The sequence below is a fragment of the Actinomyces sp. 432 genome (assembly GCF_009930875.1).
Classification (GTDB): domain Bacteria; phylum Actinomycetota; class Actinomycetes; order Actinomycetales; family Actinomycetaceae; genus Actinomyces.
This window is the reverse complement of the sequence record NZ_CP025249.1, coordinates 190,310-212,733: the sequence shown is the minus strand read 5'-3', so window position 1 is coordinate 212,733 and position 22,424 is coordinate 190,310. Positions and strand designations below refer to the sequence as shown.

Below are 22,424 nucleotides of genomic sequence, written 5' to 3'. Positions count from 1 at the left end.
CTGATGCTCCTCTCGGTGGCTTTCAGCGGCGCCTGCGCCGTGAAACTGCGCCGCTAGCGCTCAGTCGCGCAGCGCCTGCGCGGCCGCGTACAGGGCGTCCGGGTCGGCGAGCCCATGCGGGTAGGGCGTGTCCGGGTTGATGGCGCCGTCGGCGTCGAGATCGAAGTACACGCAGCTGCCGGTGGAATCCGGGTCGTCCGCCGTGTCGGCGAGCCACTTAGAAGCGCAGATGGCGACCAGCTCCAGCCCCGGCGTTCCCTCCGCCGCGGCCAGAACCGCCGCCGCCTGCTCCTCAACCGTCGGCCCGCCCGGTTGGTCCTCCAGCCGCCTTGCGGTCAGACTGACGACCGAATCGGCGGGCCGAACGCTTGCGGAATCGCCCTGGGAGTCCAGCCAGACCAGACCGTCGTCATTCGCCGGAAGCGCCTCCATGACGGGGCCCAGAACCTCTGTGGGCACGGTCTTGTCCGAGTCGGCCCTGACCTCCACCTGCCAGCCGCGCACACGTACATCATCCGTGGCCGTCGCCCTTGTTCCGGCGTCGGCGGGGGCGCGCGCAACCAGGCCCGTCGGGACCGCGTCGGCGTCGGCGCGCGTGATCCGCAGGGAGTCGGGGCTGGCGACGATCTCCTCCACGCCCGGGCCCGCCAAGTCGTAGGCGTACTCCAGCGGGGCGCAGTGGGGCGCCTCCCAGTCGCGCCCCACAGACGATCGCGGCCAAAACAACTGGTCCTCGTAGACGATGCTGGTTCCGCTCCTGGTCAGGCGCAGGCTGAGATCGCGGCGGATGTCGTCGCCGGCCTCGGGGTCGAATAGCCCGTTGAGCTGATCCGCCAGTCCGCAGACCTCGGCCGCGGTCGTTTCGGGCCAAATCTCCGCCTCCACCACGAGGCGCTCCGGCAGGAGCTCAGGCCACTCCGGATAGAGCTGCGTCGTCGCCTTCAGCACGGCGTCCTGGCCGCCGGCCCAGGACTCCACCTGCCGACTCAGCCGACGCAGCGGCGAGTTGTACGAGATCACCGCCAGGGTAACCGCCGTCGCCACCACCAGGCAGCAGATGGCGGCCACCCACCGACGCCGCCCGCCGGGCAGACGCCACGCGCGCCACCATGGCCGGGAACCGGCGGCGGACGCGGCGGGTTCGCTCATCTCATCCACGCCCGATGCATCTCACTGGCCCCTGCTAGAAGTCCCAGTCCTCGTCCTGGGTGGCCTCCGCGGTGCCGATGACGTAGGAGGAGCCGGAGCCGGAGAAGAAGTCGTGGTTCTCGTCCGCGTTGGGGGAGAGCGCCGCGAGGATCGCCGGGTTCACGTCGGTGGTGTCGGCCGGGAACAGCGCCTCGTAGCCGAGGTTCATCAGCGCCTTGTTGGCGTTGTAACGCAGGAACTTCTTCACGTCCTCGGTCAGGCCCAGCTCGTCGTAGAGGTCCTCGGTGTACTGCTCCTCGTTGTCGTACAGCTCCATGAGCAGCTCGAAGGTGTAGTCCTTCAGCTCGGCCTGGCGCTCGGGGGAGGACTCGCGCACGGCCAGCTGGTACTTGTAGCCGATGTAGTAGCCGTGCACGGCCTCGTCGCGGATGATCAGGCGGATCAGGTCGGCGGTGTTGGTGAGCTTGGCGTGCGCCGACCAGTACATGGGGGCGTAGAAGCCGGAGTAGAACAGGAAGGACTCCAGCATGGTGGAGGCGACCTTGCGCTTCTCCGGGTCGTCACCGCGGTAGTAGTCCAGGATGATGCGGGCCTTGCGCTGCAGGTTCTCGTTCTCCTCGCTCCAGCGGAAGGCCTCGTCGATCTCGGCGGTGGAGATCAGGGTGGAGAAGATCGAGGAGTAGGAGCGGGCGTGCACCGACTCCATGAAGGCGATGTTGGTCAGCACCGCCTCCTCGTGGGGGGTGCGGGCATCCGGGATGAGGGAGACCGCGCCGACGGTGCCCTGAATGGTGTCCAGCAGAGTCAGGCCGGTGAACACGCGAGTGGTCATGTTCTGCTCGGCCTGGTTGAGCGTGGCCCAGGACTGGACGTCATTGGACAGCGGCACCTTCTCCGGGAGCCAGAAGTTGCCGGTGAGCCGGTCCCAGACCTCCAGGTCCTTGTCGTCTACGAGCCGGTTCCAGTTGATCGCCTGGACGCGGTCGATGAGCTTGATGGGCTCAGGCATGGGATCCTCCCGGGTGTGCTCAGTTGGGGCCCCTCATGCTACCGACGACGGCGCCGCACGCCCGCTCGCGCCGACGTGAGATGCCCCGCGGCCGGAGCAGCTTATGGGTGGAATACGCGGGTTCCCCCTGGTCCCGGTCAGCCCATGCCCTAGCCTGGTGCCACCCCGGCACCCAAAGAACGGAACTGTTGATGATCGAGTCCTACCCGGTACTGTCCCTCGTCCCGCCGCTACTGGCGATCGCGCTGGTTATCGGGACGAAGAAGGTCATCACCTCGCTGGCCGTGGGCATTCTTGCCGCCGCCGCGCTGATCGCCGACGGAGGCATTGCCGGGACCCTGATCAAGGTCTGGGAGGCCTTCTCGCAGATCTTCTGGGCTGAGGGGGCGGTCAACTCCTACTACGTTCTGATTCTTGTCTTCCTGCTGACGCTCGGCGTGATCACCTCCCTGGTGCTGATGTCCGGCGGCACGCAGGCCTTCGCCGAGTGGGCGATGACGCGGGTCCGCACCCGGCGCGGCGCCCAGGTCCTCGCGGCGGCGCTGGGGACCGTGATCTTCGTTGACGACTACTTCAACGCGCTGGCCGTGGGGCAGGTCTCCCGCCCCGTCTCCGATCAGCAGCGGGTGTCGCGGGCCAAGCTCGCCTACCTCATCGACTCCTCCTCCGCGCCTGTGGCCGTGCTGGCCCCCTTCTCCAGCTGGGGGGCCTCGATCATCGGCATCATGGGTCCGATCGTCGCGGGACTAGGCATCAAGGCCTCCGACGCCGGTGCATTCATCCGCTCCGCGGGGATGAACTACTACGCCATCGCCGCGCTGATCCTGTTGTGGGCCACCGTCGTCCTGGAGCTCGACTTCGGTGCGATGCGACGTGAAGAGCGCCGCGCCGTCGCCACGGGTAGCCTGTACGACCCAGGCGAGCAGATCCCGGGCCAGCTCACCGATTCGCTGCCGCGGCACGAGCCGGGCGCGAGGCGGGCCCTGATCGTCCCCTTCGCCGTCCTGGTGGCCGGCGTCGTCGGCGGAATCCTCGCCACGGGTCACCGGGCATCCGGCTCCTGGGCGATTCTCGATATGCTCGCCAATACCGACGTCGCCCTATCGCTGAATATCGGCGGCGTCCTGGGCCTGGTGACCGCGGCCTTCTACTACTTCCACTTCACGCACGAAGACCCGGTGTTCGAGGCGAAGACGGCCGCGCGGGGTGTCATTGAGGGCGCCCGCTCCATGCTCCCCGCCATTGAGATCCTGCTGTGCGCCTGGATGCTGGGAGCGCTGATCGCCGAGCTCGGCACGGGCGCCTACCTGGGGTCGCTCGTCGAATCGGCGGCGGTGCCGCCCCAATGGCTCATCCCGATGCTGTTCATCATCGCGGGCGCAATGGCCTTCGCCACCGGCACGTCCTGGGGCTCCTTCGGCATTCTCCTGCCGATCGCCGGGGAGATCATGGGGGCGGTCGCGGGCGGCGGTGAGTTGCTGGTCCCCGCATTCGGGCCGTGCTCGCGGGCGCCGTGTGGGGTGATCACTGCTCCCCGATTTCGGACACGACGATCCTGTCCAGCACGGGCGCGGGCTGCAACCACATCACCCACGTCAACACGCAGCTGCCCTATGCGGGTGCCAGCGCGGGCGCGGCGCTACTCGGATACGTGGCCTTCTCGGCGACGGGATCCGGGGTGCTCGGCGTTGCGGTCACCGTCGCCGCGCTGATCGGCTTCGCCCTAGCCATGCGCGCATGGCTGCCGCCCATCGGCCCGGCGGGAGACGCCTCGTCCGCGCCCGCCAACGTCTCCGAGAGCCGCCAGGCGACTCGGCGGTGAGGTTCACCCCAGGCCGTTCCGACCGCGGGGTGGCAGGCCGGACCCGGATCTTCCCGCCACAGGTGCCGCCCACTGCCTGAATATCCTCCCGGCGGTGCTCGCCAAGACGCCCTTGATGTCGAATCACGACCTTGGGGTGCGTTTTACGACCACCCCGGGGTCGTAAAACGCACCCCAAGGTCGTAAATCGTCACCCACCGCCAAGTGCTCGTCGGCCTACTCGGCGCGCCCCCACACCTGAACCGATGACAACAGCCGATCACTACACCCCCAGATCGGGGGTCGTCGCGTTTGTGGGCGTGGTGGTGTGCGGGTGAGGTCCCGGTGGTGGTTGTGGGCATATCCTTGCAGACGCGCTCGGGTGCTCGTCTGACGGGGCGTACCTTCGGGCCGACGATTCGTACCTTGACGCGACGGTACGTACTTTCCGGCCAACGATTCGTACTTTCTTGCGACGGTTCGGCACTTAGAGGTACGTACCGTTGTAAGAAAGTACGAATCGTCTGTGCAAAGGTACGAACCGTCAGCCCAGCGCCGCCGACCCACGACGCCGTTCTGCCCCTAGCTGCCCTACACCGCCGCCCTGCACCGGCGTACGCACCAATCCCGCCCGAAGAACACGCCCATCAGCTCAACCGGCACGTGCCCGGCGGCGTGGGTCATCCCCCGCAGACACAAACCAGCTCTCCCAGCAACGGCGCGCGGTGCTGGAATCCGGGGTGACGTCGGGCGCGTGGGAGGCCTGTTCGCCCACGCGGCCTGCCGTTGACGCCGAGTCCCGTGCCTGTCGGCCCAACGCTGTCCAGGATCAGCATTAACGACTCCGACGTCGCCGACAGCCGCGGGCAGAACCTTGGAATCACACGACCTCGCGATCAGCACCAGCAATCGCCAACGGCAATGTGCCGAACTCGGACGCCCATTTACTCAGCGGAACAGCGGGAGAGAGCCGGTCAGTGAGGTGACCTGTGCGCGCGGGCCGACAAGCGCCACGGCCAGGTAGTCCAGGTCCGCGGAGGCGACGGCCGCGAGCGCGCGGGTGTACTTGTCATAGGTGTGCGCCCCGGCCGCCGTCTTGGTGAAGCCGATGACCTCGATGGGCGGTTGCGCCTGCGCTAGTTCGGCCAACTGGGATGCGGGCGCGACCAGCACGGGAACGGGGGTGTCGGAGATGCCGGCGTGCATACGTCCATCGGCGTCGGGCACATCCGGCCCGATTAGGTCCGCGTGGCGGGCGCCAATGGTCAGTGCCAACAGGGCGCTGGCGTTCGCGGCCCTGGCGGCAGTGGTGCCCTCGGCGATGACAATGACGATCTTGCGGGCGGTCGAGTTCTGCTGACTCACAGCGGGTCTCCTCGCGGCATTGACGATATTTGACAGGCGGGCAGCGTTTGCCCCCGCCTGCGAACCGGTTGGGTAGAGCGGGATACCAACTCGACTTCAGGCTGAGGCCGGGGTGGGCTCGCCCCACGCGGGACATAGTAGTCACCCATTGGGTGACTATGCGAGCAATTTATGGGGTGACTATGCTCCCGATTGGGTGCTCGACGGGGTACTCGATGCCGCCCGAGCAGCTCAGGCGCGTCACGCACCGGCAGACACTGCGGCCGATGCATCGTGACCGATGGCCATCGTGCGGGCGCGGCGTCGTCTCCGCCCCAGCACCAAGTTGAGGATCGGAGGACGGGGATCATGGTTTCAGTGGCGGAGCAGTTGCAGGCGCTGGGAATGACCGACTGGGAGTCTCGTGCCTACCTGGCGCTGCTGGAGGAGGCGCCGGCAACCGGGTATGCCATCGCCAAGCGGGCCGGGATCGCCCGCTCCAAGATCTACGAGGTGCTCGCCTCCCTCGCCGCCGACGACTACGTCCAGGTCTCCCGCGGCAATCCCCAGATGTACGCGCCGCTGCCGCCGCGCGAACTCATCTCCCGTCTGCGCTCTCGCTTCAACGACAGCCTCGATGCCGCCGAGGCGTCCTTGTCCGCCTTCGCGGCCGATGCCGTCCACGATGGCGCCATCTGGGATCTACAGGGACGGGCCGCCATCATCGAGAGGGCCAACCGACTCATCGCCGCCGCGCAGCACCGCATCCTCGCGGAACTGTGGGCGCAGGACGTGCCCGCCCTGGAAGACAGTCTGCGTCGGGCCGCAGACCGCGACGTGGAAATCATCATCGTCGGTTATGGCGAGATCGACCTCGACTGTGCGACCGTCCACCCCCACCCCGCCACAGACACCGTCACAGCCGGGCTGGGCGGCAGGTGGGTGGTCGTCTCGATCGACGACCGCGAACTCGTTGCCGGGAACGTCTCCGCCGGGGCGCACTCGCGCGCCGCCTGGACCAGCCACCCCGGTCTGGTGGTGCCCGTGACCGAGCTCGTACGGCACGACCTGTACAAGTTAGAGATGCTGGCACGCCACGGGGACGTACTGGAGCGGAGCTTCGGCCCCGGTCTTCAGAAACTGCGGGACAAGTACGCTCCCCTGAACTGAACCGAATCCCACCCAGACTCCCGCGCAGGGAGTCCGCCCTGACGTGGGCGGCGCACGCTTAGAGTCGATGGGGCTCCAGCGATTCCGCGGAAATATGCGGAAACCGATGATCCGTTTGAGTGGCGAGACCGCTCCTGCGTGCGCCAGCAGCCTCGGCGCACGCAGGAGCCGATCGGTGTCCTTCACCCTGGATAGATGAACGTTGGAATATCAGGCAAAACTTGCCGACAAGCCGGATAGGCAAGAGGCTTAAGCGTGCGCCGCGCCCGGGCCCCGCTCGAACGCATCTGGAGCCCCCGGTTCCGTGCGCGCGCTGACCGTTTTCGTCTGCGGCCGCACGCATCGCGAAGCTCTCCGGAGCTGGAGACAACCTCCCTGTGGCCTAGTCTCAGCGCATGACCAAGACTCCCTCCGACATCCCCTCCCCGCCGCCCGCTGCGGCCCGGCCCGTCGGCGGCTCCACCCGCCGCCCCACCGCCGTGGATGCCGTTGCCGAGCGCTACGTGGAGCGCCTGGTGGACCTGTCCCCGAGTTCGCCGTGTCCGTGGGCCTGCCCGGCCGCCGCGGCGAACTGGACGGCTACTCCCCCGAGGCGCTCGAGACGCTGACCGAGCTGGACCGCCGCACACTCACCGAGCTGGAGCAGGTCGCCCCGGTTGACGCGGTCGACCGGGTGACCGTTGCCGCTATGCGCGAGCGGCTGGGCGTCAGCATTGAGTCCGCCGAGGCCGGCGAGGCGCTGCGCCGCCTGGACAACATCGACTCCCCCATCCAGAACCTGCGGGACCTGTTCGACAACCTGCCCACCGCCATCGAGGCCGACTGGGCGGACTTCGCCGCCTGCCTTCGCGATGTGCCGCGGGCCCTGCGTGAGTACGCCGACTCGCTGCGCCTGGCAGCCAGCCGCGGGGACGTGGCCGCCCGCCGCCAGGTGGAGGCCTGCATCAACCAGTCCCGAGCCCAGGCGGCGGAGTCCTCCAGCTCCTACACGGCCCTCATCGACGCCGCCACCACCGCCGACGGCGCACCCCTGTCCGAGTCGCTGCAGGCGGAGCTGCGTAACGCCTCCGCGCAGGCCCGCGCCGCCTACGCCCGCATTGCCGACTTCCTGGGCGAACGGATCGCGCCGCTGGCCGGTGAGGTGGACGCCGTGGGCCGCGAGCGCTACGCCCGCTTCAGCCGCCAGTTCCTGGGTGCCACAGTCGACCTGGATGAGACCTACGAGTGGGGCCGCGAGCGGCTGGCAGCCATCGACGCCGAGCAGCGGGCGATCGCCGCGCAGCTGTATGGCGAGGGCGTGAGCGTGCGCGAGGCCATGGACCGGCTCAACGCCGACCCGGCGCGCACCATCCACGGCACCGCCGCCCTACAGGCTTGGATGCAGCGCACCGCGGATGAGGCCATTGCGGTGCTGGACGGCACCCACTTCGACATCCCCGCCCCGCTGCGCACCCTGGAGTGCCGCATCGCGCCGTCGGCCACCGGCGGCATCTACTACACGGGCCCGAGCGACGACTTCACCCGGCCCGGGCGCATGTGGTGGTCCGTGCCGGAGGGGACGGACACCTTCGCCGCCTGGCAGGAGCGCACCACCGTCTTCCATGAGGGCGTGCCCGGGCACCACCTGCAGGTCGGCATGCAGACCTATGTGCGCGACGAACTCAACGCCTGGCGCCGCCTGGCCTGCTGGGTCAGCGGTCACGGCGAGGGCTGGGCCCTGTACGCCGAGCAGCTGATGGCCGACCTCGGCTTCCAGGACGACCCCGGCGACCGCATGGGCGTGCTCGACTCCCAGCGGCTGCGGGCCGCCCGCGTGGTGCTGGACATCGGCGTGCACCTGGGCAAGCGGCGCCCGCCGGAGCTGGCCGAGCTGCCCGGCGTCGGCGACGGCGCCTGGGACGCCGACTCCGCCTGGGTCTTCCTGCGCCGCAACGTGGCGATGACAGAGTCCTTCCTGCGCTTCGAGTTGGACCGCTACCTGGGCTTCCCGGGGCAGGCGCCCTCCTACGCGGTTGGCCAGCGTCTGTGGGAGGCGACCCGCGACGAGGCGCTGGGCCGCGGGGAGTCCCTGAAGGACTTCCACACCCGGGCGCTGCGCCTGGGCAGCGTGGGCCTGGACGTCATGCGCGAGGCGCTGGCCGCGTAACGCGCCGCCGGGGCCGGGACCCGGACCTGCCGCACGCACCGTGGCAGATCGGCTGCGCCCGGCTTCGGCCGCCCCATCCAGGGGCGGGCCGCCACGGCGCGACGTCGCCCGACTCACTCCTCCCAGAATCCGGCGACGTCCACGGCCCCGCCGGCGGCCTCGAAGTCGGCGCGCACGGCGTCGCGCAACTCGGCGTCGTGAAGCCAGTCCAGGGCGACGGCGGCCAGCCCGTAGGCGCCGTCGACGGCGGCGGCGTCACCGGTGGGCGAGCCCGCGGCCGCGGCCATCTCGCGGGTGTGCAGGGCGACGTCGTCGCGGTCGGTGACCTTGATGAGCGGGTGAATGCCGGGCACGCGCAGCGACACGTTCCCGAAGTCGGTGCCCGCCGCAACCGTCTCCGTCACCACCCCGGCGGGCAGCGGGTCGCGGCCGCGCTCCCGCTGGGAACGCACCCAGGCCTGAAGCAGCGGGGCGTTGGACCGCACCGGCATCTCATTGGTGTTGGCGTCGGTAATGATCTCCACCCCCGTGCCGGTCATCAGCGCCGCCCCGCGCAGCAGGTCCTCCACGCGCCCCACCAGGTCCTTGAGCGTCTCGGGATACTTGGAGCGGACCATGAGGTTGAGCTCGGCGCGCTCGGGGATGACGTTGGCGACCTGCCCGCCGTCGTCGACGACGGCGTGGACCCGGTCCATGGGCAGGATCTGCTGGCGCAGCAGGCCCAGGCCGGTAAGCACCAGAGTAGCCGCGTCCAGGGCGTTGCGCCCCATGAACGGCTGGGAGGAGGCGTGGGAGGGGATACCGGTGTACACGGCGCTCATGCGGCGCACCCCCAGCCAGGTCTGGTCGGCCAGGTCGTGGGCGTAGGCGTGGGTCTGGATGGCGGCGTCGACGCCGTCGAGCATGCCGCGCTGGGCGAGGATCTCCTTGGCGGTGTCGGACTCCTCGGCCGGCGTGGTCTGCAGGATGACGCGGCCGGGCAGGGCTCCAGGGCGGCGGCGTTCAAGCTCGGCCAGCGCGAGGAAGGCGCCCACCGAGTTGGCGCACATGACGTTGTGTCCGCAGCCGTGGCCGACGCCGGGCAGGGCGTCGTACTCCGCCAGGATCGCCATGGTCGGGACGTGGGAGCCGGCGGTGGCGGGCGGCTGCGCCTCATCGGCGTCTCGCGACTCCCCGTGCTCTGCGGCATCGGTCGCGGCGACGGTGCCGATTTCCGCCCGCAGGGCCGTATCCATGCCGAACACGCCCACACTCGGGGTAATGCCGTGGGCGCGCAGCAGTTCGGCGACGGCGGCGACCGCGTGGTGCTCGGCGTAGCCGACCTCCGGGTGGGCGTGCAGGTCCCGCGACAGCGCCACCAGCTCCGGCGCGAGGGAGTCGACGGCCTCGGCCAGCTCGGCGCGCAGGCCGGCCTCGGCGCCGACGTCCTCGGGCAGTGCCGGGGCGGGGCCCGCCGCCGCGGCGCGGGCGGCGGTCTCCTCGGCCATGCGCGCCTGCACAGCGGAGCAGGGCATGGTGGGCCGGGACAGGTCGCGGACGGGACGGGTCATGGGCCCGATTGTGCCGCGGCCAGGCCGCCCCCGCCATGGCTCTTCCGGCCACCGGTCGCGATCAACGGGATGCGCTCACGCCCGGGTCAGCGCGGCGACCGTCTCCACAGACCCGTCGAAGTGGCTCTTCCGGTTCGAGGGTGTGGTGGTTGTGCCGGGTGAGGTGTCTGCTGCGCCGGTTGGACGTTAACAACGCTACTTAACGGCCTGCTGTATACCTCGCAGCCCTTCAGCAGGCCGTTAACAGGCGTTGTTAACCCCGAAGTGGCGTTGCAAATGATCCTACGTCGTCGACGCCCACCCGATGACGCCCTTACCCTCCCGGATGTGGGCGATGGCACGTTCCCTGGCTGCCGAAGTAGCAGGCAGATTTCCCCAGAAGCCCATTGGGTCGTAGTCGGTGCGATCCTTGGTACTCAGCAGCCCCGTCGCCCGGTCATCTTTGATGTCGCCGAAAAGAGCCCCGTCGTGGTCTACTACCCAGGCATGGCCATCGTTGTCGGCCAGGATGTTCTCCTCATGGCGGTCAGTGTTGTAGATGAGCGCATCAAATGCCTCCATGAGGGCCCGCGTCTTCTCGGGAATGGAGCGCAGTGCGGCCTCCTGCGGCGGCGGGAAGTGGTTTCCCGGCTCCCCTATCTCGGCGACAACCCATGCCGGTTCGCCGGCCGACGGGTCGAACCACAGGTCACCGAGGGGCGTGGGGATGCCCAGGGCGATCGCGATTCTGTTGGCGATGTACTCATTGACGACAATGTTGGGGTTGTCTGCCGTGTTGTACTTGACCAAAACCTGCGCCCGCCCCCACTGTGAGCCGTTAGAGCCACCTGGGTCGTCCTCGTTGACCGGGACGAGGTCGGTGACCGTCATGCCGGGAACTCGGCTCAATGACCTGCGCACCGTCGCCCTCCCTTCCGGAACTGCATGAACTCGGCGGGGAAGCCCCTAGCCGAGCAGCACGCCTCCACCCGAATCCGGGTCTCAAACCGTCATCCGGAGCCTATCCCGACGTCGACGCGCCTGACCCAAAATGATGCGCGTCAACTCACCAGCTCCCGCTCCAGCAGATCCAGTCCCACCGAGCCCAGCACGATGCCGCGGATGCGTGAGCCTCACACCTCCGGGTGGCGGGCGCGCAGTACGTCCCGGTTCCGCCACTGGCCGAGCACCGAGCCCGGCCCGGCGAAGGCGTCGAGGTCGGTGTCGTGCGCGAGCCCGGGCACGCGGTCCGGAATGAACTCGCGGCCCCGGCTGACCACGAGCCGCAGGTCGCGCAATACGCCCAGCCCATCGCGCGGGTCCCCGGCGACGGCGATCAGGTCGGCGTCGAAGTCAGGGGCGAGCACGCCGGTCACGCCCGCCAGGCCTATGCCGGCGGCGGCGCGGGAGGTGGCGGCGAGCAGCACCTCCGTGCGGGGCAGGCCGACGTACTCCAGCGCCTCCAGGCCGCCGACGTAACCCCGGTTCGGAACACCGGGAATACCGGCGTCGTGCCCGGCGACGATCTTGACGCCGTGCTCCCACAGCATGCGGACGGGCGGGGCGAAGGTGTCGTCGCGCTCGATCATGCGGGGCAGTTCGGCGGTGATGGTGCAGTCCACGTAGATGCCGGCCGCGGCGATCTCGTCGGCCAGGTGCGGGTCGGGTTCGGAGCGGGCGGCGGGGCTGATGAAGGAGGCGTGGGCGATGTAGTCGACGCCGGCGCGCACCGCCCGCTCGATGCCCTGGGTGCCGTGGGCGTGGGCGGCGGTCCACTTGCCCAGGCGGTGGGCGTCGGCGAACATGACGGTGAGCTCCTCCTGGCTGAACTGGGCCAGCCAGGGCACCGAGCCGGAGGTGGTGAATCCGCCGGTGGCCATCGCCTTGATGGTGTCGACGCCCCGCTTGTGGTGGATCCGGACCTGGTGGCGGATCTCATCGAGTCCGTCCGCCTCGCCGCCCGCGTGGTGGGCGTGGCCGGCGGTGACGGTGATCTGGGGGCCGGCGGCGGTGATGCGAGGCCCACGCAGGTCGCCGTTCTCGATGGCGTCGCGCAGGGCGACGTCCACGTAGTGGCGGGCGCCCAGGCTCTGCGCGCTGGTGACGCCGAGGGACATCAGCTCGCGCGCCGAGCGGGCGGCGTTCAGCGTGAGTCGGGCGACGTCGTGGGCGCCGTAGTCGGGGTACTCCACGTCCGTGCCGGAGGTGGGCAGGTGGGCGTGGGTCTCGATGAGCCCGGGCATGAGGGTGGTGCCGGGCAGGTCGACGCGGCGCACCTGCGCGGGCGCGGTCCCGGCGGCGGTGGCCAGCTCCCCGAGTCGGGCGGTCAGTTCGGCCGCGGGGCCGACCGCGATGATGCGGGTGCCGTCGATGAAGACGGCGCCGCCCTGCGGGTCATCCTCGCCGATGCTTTCGAGGCTGCCTGCGGCGTCGCCGCGGCGTCCGGTCAGGATACGGTCCGCGGTCAGCAGCGCGGCGCCAGTTCCATCGAGGCGTTCGCCGCCGTCGGTCGGCGGGGTGATCCAGTCCGTCATGGGACCTCCTGGGTACTTGAGTGGGGAGGGACGCAGCGGTGTCTAACGCTGCGGTGGTGTGGCCGGTGCCGGCCCATCCTTGGGCAACCGTGAGACCGGCAGCATTAATCCAGCTCATGTGCTCCTCTCTGGCGCTGAGGGATCGGGACTTGGCGCTTAGGGGAGTTGGAGGACTAACGATCGGGCGATTGGGCGCCTTAGGGTGCTTGAGCACTCTTCCCGACAGGCGTTGCACGACCTTCGGGCGAGTTGCACGACCTTCGTGTACGTTCCACGACCACCCCGGGGTCGTGGAACACGCACCAGGGTCGTGGAATGCGGACCAGGGTCGTGCAACGCCCGGCCCCGACCCGCTTCCGCGGACCTCGCTCCCCGCAGCACCCCGCGCCCGCCGCTAACATCGCACATATGAGCAACGTCGGTCGCCGTGGCATCGACAGTGTCTGGGCCGCCGCAGTGCACACAACGGCGTACGGGCATTCCCACCGCCATATTTACCGACCTCGGTGGGGAGGGCGGGCGGCGATCAGTCATAATCGATCTGTGCCCGCCTCACCGATCGTCCGCACCGGATCCGCCGAGGTGCTGCTCGCGGACCTGGTGGACCGCCTGGAGCGCCGCCTGCGCGGCGCCACGGCCGGGATCACGCCCGACCACCACAGCCATCCCCACGGCATCGACGACGGCACTGACGACGACCCCACGGCCTGCGGCGGCAAAGGTCGAACCATCGTGGGACTCACCGGCGCACCCGGGTCGGGCAAGTCCACCCTCGCGGCCTCCCTGGAGGACCAGCTGCGGGACCGTGGCATGCTCGCGGGCACCGTCCCCATGGACGGCTTCCACCTGTCCAATGCCGTCCTGGATCAGCTGGACCGCCACGGCCGCAAGGGCGCCCCGGACACCTTCGACGTCGCCGGCTACCTCTCCGCGCTAGACCGGGTGCGCGCCTCCGGCTGCCCAGACGTCCTGGTGCCGGTTTACCGGCGGGACCTGCATGAGCCGGTCGCGGCCGGCACGCTGGTGCGCGGGTCGGGCGTCGTACTCACCGAGGGCAACTACCTGGCCATGGACCGTGGCGGCTGGGCCGGAGCCCGCACCCGGATCGACCTACTGATATTGCTGGACGTCCCCGAGGCCGAAATCGCCACCCGCCTGGTGGCACGGCACCAGGACTTCGGCCGCAGCGCCGTCGACGCCGGCCACTGGGTGCGCACCGTGGACCTGCCAAACGCCCGCCTGGTGACCGCCTGCGCGCACCGCTGTGACGAGATCTGGCAGCTGCACGCCCGGCCATGACCGGTCCGGCGCGGACTCGCGCGGCCGTACGGCGTGGCGCCATGTTCGGGCGCAGACGCATCAGCCCGGCTCCAGGCGGTCCTCCGCGACTGCCGGGCGCCTACCCACGCACTTGTTCGCCCATGCCGGGCTCCCCTTCACCTCGGCTCAATAACCTCCATGAAGCAGTACTCGAAAAACGAGTACGCGGGAACAATGGAGGGCCACCAAATGGCACACCTGAAGCTGAAAGCACTGCTGACCACATCCGCGCTGGTGGCGGCGACGGCCGCGGCCGGAACCGCCGCCTCGGACCCGAGGGGCAAGTACTACAAGGACCTCAAGAAGCCCGACTGGAACCCACCCAATGAGGTCTTCCCGATCGTCTGGACCACGCTGTACACGGACCTCGCAGCGACCACCGGCCTCACCCTGGCGGACCTGTGGCAGGCTGGTGAGCTCACCGGAAGCAACAAGGAGGCGAATCGGTTTCTGGCGGCAACCGTCACGAACCTGGCACTCAACGGTGGCTGGAGCTGGGCCTTCTTCCGAGCCAAGCAGCCGATGCTCGCCGCCGCCTGGGCGGGTGTGCTCGCCGCCAGTTCCGCGGATCTCACCCGCCGCGTCTTCAAGGTGAGCCGGGGGCGCGGTGCGGTCTTGGCGCCGTACGCGGCCTGGACCGCCTTCGCGACAGTCCTGTCCTGCGCCGTTTGGAAGCTAAACGAGCGCGAGCCCGGTCAGCACGCGTCCTGACGGGGCGTGCGGGTGGGGCGGCCCGCCGGCGGGTCGGGCGAGGCGACCTCGACCTTGCCCACCCGGCGGCCGTCCAGCGCAATTACCTTCAGACGCAGGCGCTCCCAGGCAACCACGTCGCCCACCTTCGGCATCCGCCCCAGCTCGGCCATGATGAAGCCACCAAGCGTGTCGAAGGGGCCGTCGGGCAGCTCACGGCCCAGTTCCCGGGCAAGGTCAGCACGGGAGATGAGCCCGGTGACTACGACGACGCCGTCGTGGCTCACCACCGCGGGCTCCTCCCGGTCATACTCATCGGCGATCTGCCCGGTGAATTCCTCAACCACGTCCTCCACCGTGACGATCCCATCGGTTCCGCCGTACTCGTCCACAACCAGGGCGATATGCGCACTGGCCGCGCGCATCTGCGTCAGCGCGGACACCACGGGCACCGTAGCCGGGAGCAGCAGAATGTCGCGCGCGATCTGGCCGACTGTGCGCGCCTCGTCGGCGGGGGCGATCAGGTCGCGCAGGTGCACGTAGCCGACGACGTCGTCGTCATTCCGTCCCCGGCGCACCGGGTAGCGGGAGTGCTCCAGACCGGACAGTGCGGCCCGTGCCTGCGCCAACCGCAGCTCCGCGTCAACGAACTCAACCTCGGGGCGCGGTGTCATCACCTCAGCCACCGTGCGCTCCCCCACCGACAGCAGATCCACCACCATCCGCCGCTCCTCCCGCCCCAGGCTCTCCTGCGCCTGGATGAGAGTGCGTAGCTCGCCAAGACCCACGGAGTCGGTCCGGGCCGCCGGGTCGCGTCCCAGTAGCCGCAGCAGGCCGTTGGTGGAGGCGCCCAGCAGCCAGATCACTGGGCGCAGAGCCCCGGTGATCGCCGCGAGCGGTCGCGCCACCACCAGGGCAACGGTCCGGGCCGACTGCATGGCAATGCGCTTGGGCACCAGCTCCCCCACCACAACCGACAGGTACGCGATCAGCAGGGTGACCGCAACGAAGGCAATCGCGGCAGCGGTCGCGTCGCCCACCCCGACGGCGGTCAGGGCGGGCGCCAACGCAGGGGCGATCTGGGCGGCCCCGAAGGACGCGGAGAAGAACCCGGTTATCGTCACGCCCACCTGGACGGCTGAAAGGAACTGATTGGAATCAGCGGTCAGGCGTTTCACCGCGCTCCCGGAGCGGCCGCGCCGAGCCAGCTCGTCGACCTGGGTGGGGCGCAGAGATACCAGCGCCATCTCCGCCGCGGAGAAACAGGCGCCAATGAGCACGAACGCCAGTACGAGCAGACAGTTGCGCAGTAGTGGATCCACACCCGCATAGTTACCTGCAGTCCTTCTTACGACCTGATTGCGGCCCCACCGAACCCATGAATTCACAAGGTGCACCACACCCGTCTCCGCCTGTCTCTTACTGTGCTCTTCAAGCATGCCGGGAAGCCGCCCGGATAATACTGAGCCAACTCTATGAAAACCACTCCAGATCCCTGAATTCAGCTCCAACTCCGGCGCGCTAGCACAACATTAGCTGTTTACTTTCTACGTAATCGATCCTCAGGGGATCCTCAACCACTACCGGACAGGAGACGGAAAACATGACGGCGCACAACTTCCTAGTCATCACCTTCGCGGAGTCCAGTAAGGCCTACGAGGCCCTCAGCGACATCCGGCAGGCGGCGCAGGCGGGCAGGGTATCGGTCCCTGCCGCGATCATTGCTGAGCGGGAGCCGGACGGCCACCTGCACCTGGCTGAGGGCGCGGACTCCCGCATCGGCGACGGCGCGTTCTCCGGCGGACTGATCGGCATGGTGGTTGGCATCCTGGGTGGGCCGCTGGGGATGCTGCTCGGCTGGGGCGCCGGCGCCCTGGCGGGCGGCTTCGTCGACGTCGAGCGGGTCAACCGTGCCGAGACCGCCATCGGCGAGTTCAGCTCGCGCCTGCCCGCGGGCACGACGGCCATCTTTGCCGAGGCGCGCGAGTACGCGGAGGAAGTGCTGGACGGGGTGGTAGCCCCGCTCGACGGCGTGGTGGTGCGGCGTCCCGCCGCTGAGGTACTGGCGGAGCTGGAGGCGGCGCAGGAGGCCGCCAAGGCCGCCCACCGCGAGGCGACGCGCGTAATGCGCCAGGAGCGTCGGCAGGAGCGCAAGGAGAACTGGGACGAGCGCGTCGCCCGCCTCAAGGAGCGCTTCCACCGCCAGGGCTGAACCGGGCCGGCCCGGCGCCCGGCTGCGCCCCTGCCCTACTTTCCGAAGGGCAGGGGCGCCAGTCCGCGCACGCCGGGCTCGACGGCGAAGATCGATCCGGCGGCGGGTTCGACGTCGTCGGGCAGGTTCTCGCGGGAGGTGGTGATGAACAGGGTTGTGTAGTCGTCGCCGCCGAAGGTGCAGGCGGTGACCTGCCGCACCGGCAGCTCGACGACGGCGTCCAGGTCGCCGTCGGGTCCGTAGCGGTGCACGGCCGCCCCGCCGTTCAGGGCGACCCACACCCCGCCGTCGGCGTCCACGCAAAGCCCGTCCGGATGACCGGCGGCGGGGTCGATAGACACGAAGGGGCGCGGATCGGTCAGGCCGCCGCGGTCGGCGTCGTCGGGCCGGTAGTCCATGGCGACGATGGTGCCGGTGGGCGTGTCCGTCCAGTAGGCGGTTTGGGAGTCGGGCGAGAAGCCGAGCCCGTTGCAGATGGTGGCGCCGCCCCAGGCGGTCAGCGGCTCCGTGCCCAGGCCGTCCCAGCGGTACATGGTGGCGGCGCCGGGCGTCTTCGCGTACGGCATGGTGCCGATCCAGAAGCGACCGCCCGGGTCGCAGCCGCCCTCGTTGGTGCGCACGGCCGGGTCCGCGAAAAGCGTCGCCGCGGGGGCGAGGTCACTCAGGTCCTCGCGGCGGGACAGGGAGATCCCGTGCTCGGTGGCGACGATCGCACCGCCGCCTACGCGGGGCCGGATCACGGAGGCGACGGCGGACCCGACCGGCAGGCGGCGGTGCCCGCCCGGGGCGGCCTCGTCCAGTTCGACGACGGCGCCGGCGAGCATGTCCACGAAGCGGAGTCGGCCGGTGGCCTCCCACCAGCAGGGGCCCTCGGCGTGGTAGGCGATGGTGTCGGTGATGCGCTGGGCTCGCATGGGTCAAGGGTATGCGCGTGCGGGCGGGTGCGTGGCGGTCACGGCGCCCGAACTCCCACGCGTTGAGCCTCCGCGTCCCTAGGCTGCGGCGGACCGCGGCACGGGGGCGCCCACTGACTGCGCCGAGGCGCCCGTCCGCCGGTTGGACTGCGGCGCCGTCGGCGCGCGGAGGGACCTACCGTGAAGGCGGATACCCACCCCGCCTCCCGCATTCCGAGGATCCCATGACCCCCTCTGCCAAAGACGCCAGCACGCGGCCCGCGCCGCCCACCACCGATCAGCTCGGCCTCCGCCGAGGAGGTGGAAACGAGGCCGACCGTGCCGACGCCCAGCGCGGCGCCGCCGAGCACACCGAGGCCCGGCGCACCGGCGTCGAGGATGCGCGTCAGGAACGCAGTGCCCGCATCGCGGTCACCGTCTTCCCCCTGATCATGTTCGCGGCCTTCCTGGCGGCCTTCTTCTCCCCCAGCACCTTCGTGCCCCTGTCCAACTACATGACGCCGCTGCTGGCCGTGACCATGCTGGGTATGGGCATGACCCTTTCGGTGCCGGACTTCACCCTGATCGCGCGGCGGCCGGTGCCGGTGGTGGTCGGCGTGCTCTCGCAGTTCTCGGTGATGCCGCTGGTCGGCTGGACGGTCGCGCACGTAGTCCCGCTGCCGGACGAGCTGAAGGTTGGCATCATCCTCATCGGCTGCGTGCCCGGCGGTACGACGTCCAATGTGTGCAGCTTCCTGGCCAAGGGCAACACCGCCCTGAGCGTGTCAATGACCGCGCTGTCCACCATGCTCGCCCCCGTGGTCACCCCGCTGCTCACGCTGTGGCTGGCGGGTACCTATATGGAGGTGCCCGCGGGGTCGATGGCGCTGTCCATTGTGCAGATCGTGCTGCTGCCAGTGGGGGCGGGGCTGCTGCTCAACATGTTCGCCCACCGGCAGGTGGCGCGGGTTCAGCCGATCATGCCCTGGGTGTCGGTGATTGCCATCGCCGGGGTGGTGGCCGCAGTGGTCTCGCGCAGCCAGGCACTGATCGCCACCGCCGGGATGCTGATGTTCGTGGCGATCGCCGTCGAGAACGCCATCGGCTACGGCCTGGGTTATGCGGTGGCACGCCTCATTGGGGTATCCCGGCGCGACCGGCGCACCATCTCCATTGAGACCGGCCTGCAGAACGCCGGACTCGGCTCCACCCTGGCCGCCGCCTACCTCGGCGCCGCGGTGGCGGCGCCGTGCGCGGTGGCGACTTTCTGGCACACGATCACCGGCTCGGTGCTCGCCATGTACTGGCGCCTGCGCGGCTTCCCCGAGGGTGAGGACCCGCTGGCCACGATCCGCCAATTGCGCGAGCGCGCCGACGTTGACGACTAGCCTCCCGGCGCTGCTCCGGTCGAGGCAGGGCCGTCTCTTCCACGGTTTATCGGCTCTTCCAGTTTGCGGGTGTGGTGTTCAGGGGCGGTCCGCGATGTGGTGGTCACGTTCGGGACGGCAAGGTCGTGACCGGGCCGGTGGGGTCCGGCCGTGTTGGCGGGGGGCGTGACCGGGCCGGCGGGGCGTGACCGGGACGGCCTGCTAAAGACAACCACGTACGGACCACGCCCACGGCACCGTGCGGGCCACGCAGCACTGCGAGGGGGCGCGGCCTGGGTCAAGTCTCTTGGTGTGGTGTAAATGTTCTAGGCGGTGATGGCCATGATGGGGTGGGTGGTTTCGGCTTGTTCGTGGAGGATCCGTGTGAGGTGGCGCAGGGAGGTCTCCGACAGGTAGCGGCGTTCGCCGTACTGCCATTCCTCGTGCTGCTCCTGTAGGACGGCACCGACCAGTCTGGTGACGGAGTCTCGGTCGGGGAAGACCTGGACCACATCCGCGCGGCGCCCGGTCTCACGGTTGAGACGCTCAATGGGGTTGTTGGACCAGATCTTGGGCCAGTGCTCCCTGGGGAAGGCGGCGAACGCGGTCAGGTCCGGCTCGGCCTCGGCCAGCATGTCGGCTATCTCAGGGAACGAGGAACGCAGAGAGGCTGTGACCTGCTTGTAAGTGTCCTTCACGGCCTCGCCAGTGGTCTGAGCGAAGATCGTCGTAATCAGGGCGTTTACGGGCTTGGAGCGGGCCGAGCCGAGCTTGGAGGCCGATGTTGCGGGCGAAGTGCACTCGGCACCGCTGCCACGAGGCGCCCGGCAGGATCGCCTTGACCGCGTTCTTGATGCCCCAGTGGGCATCGCTGGTTACCAGCACCACCCCCTGTGGGTCCTCCTGGGTAGGCACTTTCAGCCCCCGCTCGCGCAAGGACCGCAGAAAAGCGGTCCAAAAGTCCGTGGTCTCCGCGTCCCCGACGCCCCGTGCCCAGGATCTCCCTCCTGCCCTGGGCCGAGACCCCGGTGGCCACTACCAGGGCCTGGGAGACGACCCGGTGGCCCAGCCTTACGTCCACGTAGGTGGCGTCAACGAACAGGTAGGGGAACCAGGTGTGATCCAACGGTCGGGACAGGAACTCGTGCACGCCCTCGTCTATGTCCTTGCAGACCCGCGAGACGGTCGCCCTGCCAGATCCCGGACTCGTTGCCCAGGGCCTTAACCAGGTCATCGACCTTCCGGGTGGACACACCCTCGATCCAGGCCTGGCAGATCACTGCGTACAGGGCCTTGTCCACCCGCTTACGCGGGGACAGCAGGGACGGGAAGAACGAGCCCTGCCTCAGTTTGGGGATGGCCAGGTCAACCTCCCCGGCGGTGGTCGCCAGCCTTCTGGGACGGGTGCCGTTACGACGGTTGGTGCGCCTCTCGGTGCGCTCGTACCTGTCGGCACCGATCACCGCGGAGGCTTCGGCGTCCACGAGGTCCTGCAGGCCGGCCTGAAGCAGCCGGCGGAAGACATCATTGTGGGCCAGGTCGGGGTCCGCAAGGACTTCCGCGATCAGTGTGGACACGGCAGACTTGTTCTCGGGCATCGTGGGTGAACCTTCCTGGTGAATCTTGGTCGAGAATCTGGGCTCCCACGATGCCCCCTACCACAGGGAACCCCTCGCGGGAATTGCCACCACACTACGAGACCCACCCGCGGCCTGGGGCGGTTCACCCGTGCGTCCCGGGGTGAGGGTTCGGCGCTTCCCGCGACGGTTCGGCACTTCGCATGACGGTTCGTACCTTTGCACCGACGCTTCGTACCTTTCGGTGACGCGACGTACCCCTACCGTACGAACCGTCACCACAGGGTACGAATCGTCGACCAGAACATACGAACCGTCGCGAGAATGTACGAACCGTCGGCCGGAACAGACGGACCGACCTGCCTCGGAACATTACCAACCACCGCGCCAGCACAGCCCCGAAGGCCAACCGTCTGCACCCGCACGCCACAAGCGCCGTTGTCAGCACGCCACAAACGCCGGTCCCCGCAGGCCAACTCACCCGGACGCGCACCTGCCACCACCGGATGAACCACCACTCCCACGAACCAGAAGATCCGGACAAATGAGTCGTTCGGGGCCGTAAGGGCTGGGGAGGTAGTGCGGGGCCTTGGCGAAGTGCCCGACGTGTCCGGCAGGGTCGGGCCCCCGGTTGGCGGTTGCAGGCGACGTGCCGCACGACCGTGGCGGGAGACTCGACGACCTTCGTGACGTTTTACGACCTTGGGGTACGTTTCACGACCCCGGGGTGGTCGTGAAACGTACCCCAAGGTCGTATTTCGTATTGCGTGGGTCGGGCCCATGCACATCTTGGATGTCCATCCCATGCTCTCAAGCACGTCGGCCCGTCATTCGCCAGTCGTCAGCACATGGGCAGCACATCGCATCATTGGGCTCCGGCATCGAAAGCGACTGGTGAGCATCGACGACACAGACCCAAGACCAACAGGCCCGCAAGGGTGCGAGGTGCTTCCTGACGAAGCGCAGTGGCCCGCCATCGCCACGGAAATCCACCGGGCAACGGCCGGCGGTGTCCGGATCGATGACAAACGGCGCCAACGACGCCGGCAGCCACGAACGAATCGTTGGAACCATGCCAGGCTCGGACCGAAGTCCGCTGGTGCGCGCGGCGTTTGTCATCAATTTTGACACCGCACACCACAGCGGCCACCCGCAAATAGTCCTAACGCACCTGGAGGTACGAGGTGCTTCCTGACGGAGCCCCATGCGAATCATCCCGACCATGAACAAGGTGTCTTAATGCACCTTGAGGTGCGAGGTGCTTCCTGACAAGATCCTCGATTTCGAAGCGCCCGCCGCAGAGTCGTCTTAATGCACCTTGAGGTGCGAGGTGCTTCCTGACCCCTACCCCTGGAAACCGCGCCATACCGCCACTTCCAGGCCCGGGATCGCCACCGGCTCCGCAAGCACCCCACGGAACCGACTGGCACCAGGCCAAAACTACCACCTTTCGTTGAAAACAAGCCAAGCGCCACCGACACCCCTCAGACCCCCTCCAGCCACCAACTTTCAACGAAGTCATGCAGAAAAGTCAGGGTCAAAATGCACCTATCTTTGTACCGTAGACCGAATTGTAACCTCCCGGCAGGCGCCACACCAACCCCACACACCCCAACTGCATCACACGCAACACTCGCAACCACCGCTCTCGTCACCTCCAGGCGTCCCCGCCGCACCGACACT

At 68.9% G+C, this 22,424-nt stretch carries 14 protein-coding genes and 4 pseudogenes; 9 read left to right on the top strand and 9 right to left on the bottom strand.

Annotation, left to right across the window (positions count from 1 at the left end; genetic code table 11):
- Nucleotides 1-60: 60 nt before the first annotated feature.
- Both CWT12_RS00905 and nrdF read right to left on the bottom strand, forming a co-directional pair.
- Nucleotides 61-1,149: a hypothetical protein gene (locus CWT12_RS00905; RefSeq protein ID WP_161923328.1), complete on the bottom strand. Its 1,089-nt coding sequence runs from the start codon at nt 1,147-1,149 to the stop codon at nt 61-63.
- A gap of 34 nt (nt 1,150-1,183) precedes the next feature.
- Nucleotides 1,184-2,158 (bottom strand): class 1b ribonucleoside-diphosphate reductase subunit beta, encoded by a 975-nt coding sequence (gene nrdF / locus CWT12_RS00900; RefSeq protein WP_161923327.1) that lies wholly within the window; start codon nt 2,156-2,158, stop codon nt 1,184-1,186.
- 35 nt (nt 2,159-2,193) lie between these two features.
- Here nrdF and CWT12_RS14490 point away from each other — a divergent pair.
- The 3 genes and pseudogenes from CWT12_RS14490 to CWT12_RS13615 form a co-directional block, all read left to right on the top strand.
- Nucleotides 2,194-3,555, top strand: a pseudogene (locus CWT12_RS14490) (Na+/H+ antiporter NhaC family protein); the annotation flags it as partial.
- Between the two features lie 101 nt (nt 3,556-3,656).
- Nucleotides 3,657-3,758, top strand: a pseudogene (locus CWT12_RS14235) (Na+/H+ antiporter NhaC family protein); the annotation flags it as partial.
- Between the two features lie 78 nt (nt 3,759-3,836).
- Complete coding sequence (locus tag CWT12_RS13615; RefSeq protein WP_237564229.1) at nt 3,837-3,980, top strand: hypothetical protein; 144 nt, start codon at nt 3,837-3,839, stop codon at nt 3,978-3,980.
- Nucleotides 3,981-4,907: 927 nt separating this feature from the next.
- On the opposite strand, the gene CWT12_RS00890 is transcribed toward CWT12_RS13615, so the two are convergent.
- On the bottom strand, nt 4,908-5,324 hold the full coding sequence (locus CWT12_RS00890) for a DUF2000 domain-containing protein (RefSeq protein ID WP_161923326.1): 417 nt from the start codon (nt 5,322-5,324) through the stop codon (nt 4,908-4,910).
- Nucleotides 5,325-5,672: 348 nt separating this feature from the next.
- On the opposite strand from CWT12_RS00890, the gene CWT12_RS00885 reads away from it, so the two are divergent.
- Nucleotides 5,673-6,473: a TrmB family transcriptional regulator gene (locus tag CWT12_RS00885; protein ID WP_161923325.1), complete on the top strand. Its 801-nt coding sequence runs from the start codon at nt 5,673-5,675 to the stop codon at nt 6,471-6,473.
- Nucleotides 6,474-6,868: 395 nt separating this feature from the next.
- Nucleotides 6,869-8,619, top strand: a pseudogene (locus CWT12_RS00880) (DUF885 domain-containing protein).
- A 113-nt stretch (nt 8,620-8,732) separates the two neighbouring features.
- Here CWT12_RS00880 and CWT12_RS00875 read toward each other — a convergent pair.
- The 3 genes from CWT12_RS00875 to CWT12_RS00865 form a co-directional block, all read right to left on the bottom strand.
- Entirely contained in the window at nt 8,733-10,169 is a 1,437-nt protein-coding gene (locus tag CWT12_RS00875; protein WP_161923324.1) for an amidohydrolase, read from the bottom strand.
- 282 nt (nt 10,170-10,451) lie between these two features.
- Complete coding sequence (locus CWT12_RS00870; protein ID WP_161923323.1) at nt 10,452-11,039, bottom strand: hypothetical protein; 588 nt, start codon at nt 11,037-11,039, stop codon at nt 10,452-10,454.
- A gap of 242 nt (nt 11,040-11,281) precedes the next feature.
- The gene (locus CWT12_RS00865) at nt 11,282-12,682 is read right to left on the bottom strand and encodes an amidohydrolase family protein (RefSeq protein WP_202616232.1); all 1,401 of its coding nucleotides are present in this window, start codon (nt 12,680-12,682) and stop codon (nt 11,282-11,284) included.
- A gap of 543 nt (nt 12,683-13,225) precedes the next feature.
- Here CWT12_RS00865 and CWT12_RS00860 point away from each other — a divergent pair.
- On the top strand, nt 13,226-13,981 hold the full coding sequence (locus CWT12_RS00860; RefSeq protein ID WP_442862536.1) for a phosphoribulokinase: 756 nt from the start codon (nt 13,226-13,228) through the stop codon (nt 13,979-13,981).
- Between the two features lie 210 nt (nt 13,982-14,191).
- Nucleotides 14,192-14,713 (top strand): TspO/MBR family protein, encoded by a 522-nt coding sequence (locus CWT12_RS00855; protein ID WP_202616231.1) that lies wholly within the window; start codon nt 14,192-14,194, stop codon nt 14,711-14,713.
- Here CWT12_RS00855 and CWT12_RS00850 read toward each other — a convergent pair.
- A complete protein-coding gene (locus CWT12_RS00850; protein ID WP_161923321.1) occupies nt 14,698-16,014 on the bottom strand; it encodes a hemolysin family protein in 1,317 nt (438 codons plus the stop codon). The two genes, CWT12_RS00855 and CWT12_RS00850, sit on opposite strands and share 16 nt — an antisense overlap.
- 281 nt (nt 16,015-16,295) lie before the next feature.
- Between CWT12_RS00850 and CWT12_RS00845 the strand changes: the two genes are divergently transcribed.
- Entirely contained in the window at nt 16,296-16,904 is a 609-nt protein-coding gene (locus CWT12_RS00845) for a DUF1269 domain-containing protein (RefSeq protein ID WP_161923320.1), read from the top strand.
- Nucleotides 16,905-16,939: 35 nt separating this feature from the next.
- Here the strand turns inward: CWT12_RS00845 and CWT12_RS00840 are convergent, their stop codons facing one another.
- On the bottom strand, nt 16,940-17,818 hold the full coding sequence (locus CWT12_RS00840; RefSeq protein WP_161923319.1) for an SMP-30/gluconolactonase/LRE family protein: 879 nt from the start codon (nt 17,816-17,818) through the stop codon (nt 16,940-16,942).
- Between the two features lie 224 nt (nt 17,819-18,042).
- Here CWT12_RS00840 and CWT12_RS00835 point away from each other — a divergent pair, with 224 nt between their 5' ends.
- Nucleotides 18,043-19,185, top strand: coding sequence for a bile acid:sodium symporter family protein (locus CWT12_RS00835; protein ID WP_161923318.1), 1,143 nt, complete (start codon nt 18,043-18,045; stop codon nt 19,183-19,185).
- A gap of 305 nt (nt 19,186-19,490) precedes the next feature.
- Here the strand turns inward: CWT12_RS00835 and CWT12_RS00830 are convergent.
- Nucleotides 19,491-20,762: pseudogene (locus CWT12_RS00830) on the bottom strand (IS256 family transposase).
- Nucleotides 20,763-22,424: the final 1,662 nt, after the last annotated feature.

What these genes read in the sequence shown, in the direction of transcription:
- CWT12_RS00870 (WP_161923323.1), bottom strand. Translation starts at nt 11,039, where the DNA reads ATGACGGTCACCGACCTCGTCCCGGTCAACGAGGACGACCCAGGTGGC.
- CWT12_RS00905 (WP_161923328.1), bottom strand. Translation starts at nt 1,149, where the DNA reads ATGAGCGAACCCGCCGCGTCCGCCGCCGGTTCCCGGCCATGGTGGCGC.
- CWT12_RS00865 (WP_202616232.1), bottom strand. Translation starts at nt 12,682, where the DNA reads ATGACGGACTGGATCACCCCGCCGACCGACGGCGGCGAACGCCTCGAT.
- nrdF (WP_161923327.1), bottom strand. Translation starts at nt 2,158, where the DNA reads ATGCCTGAGCCCATCAAGCTCATCGACCGCGTCCAGGCGATCAACTGG.
- CWT12_RS00845 (WP_161923320.1), top strand. Translation starts at nt 16,296, where the DNA reads ATGACGGCGCACAACTTCCTAGTCATCACCTTCGCGGAGTCCAGTAAG.
- CWT12_RS00875 (WP_161923324.1), bottom strand. Translation starts at nt 10,169, where the DNA reads ATGACCCGTCCCGTCCGCGACCTGTCCCGGCCCACCATGCCCTGCTCC.
- CWT12_RS00840 (WP_161923319.1), bottom strand. Translation starts at nt 17,818, where the DNA reads ATGCGAGCCCAGCGCATCACCGACACCATCGCCTACCACGCCGAGGGC.
- CWT12_RS00835 (WP_161923318.1), top strand. Translation starts at nt 18,043, where the DNA reads ATGACCCCCTCTGCCAAAGACGCCAGCACGCGGCCCGCGCCGCCCACC.
- CWT12_RS00885 (WP_161923325.1), top strand. Translation starts at nt 5,673, where the DNA reads ATGGTTTCAGTGGCGGAGCAGTTGCAGGCGCTGGGAATGACCGACTGG.
- CWT12_RS00855 (WP_202616231.1), top strand. Translation starts at nt 14,192, where the DNA reads ATGGCACACCTGAAGCTGAAAGCACTGCTGACCACATCCGCGCTGGTG.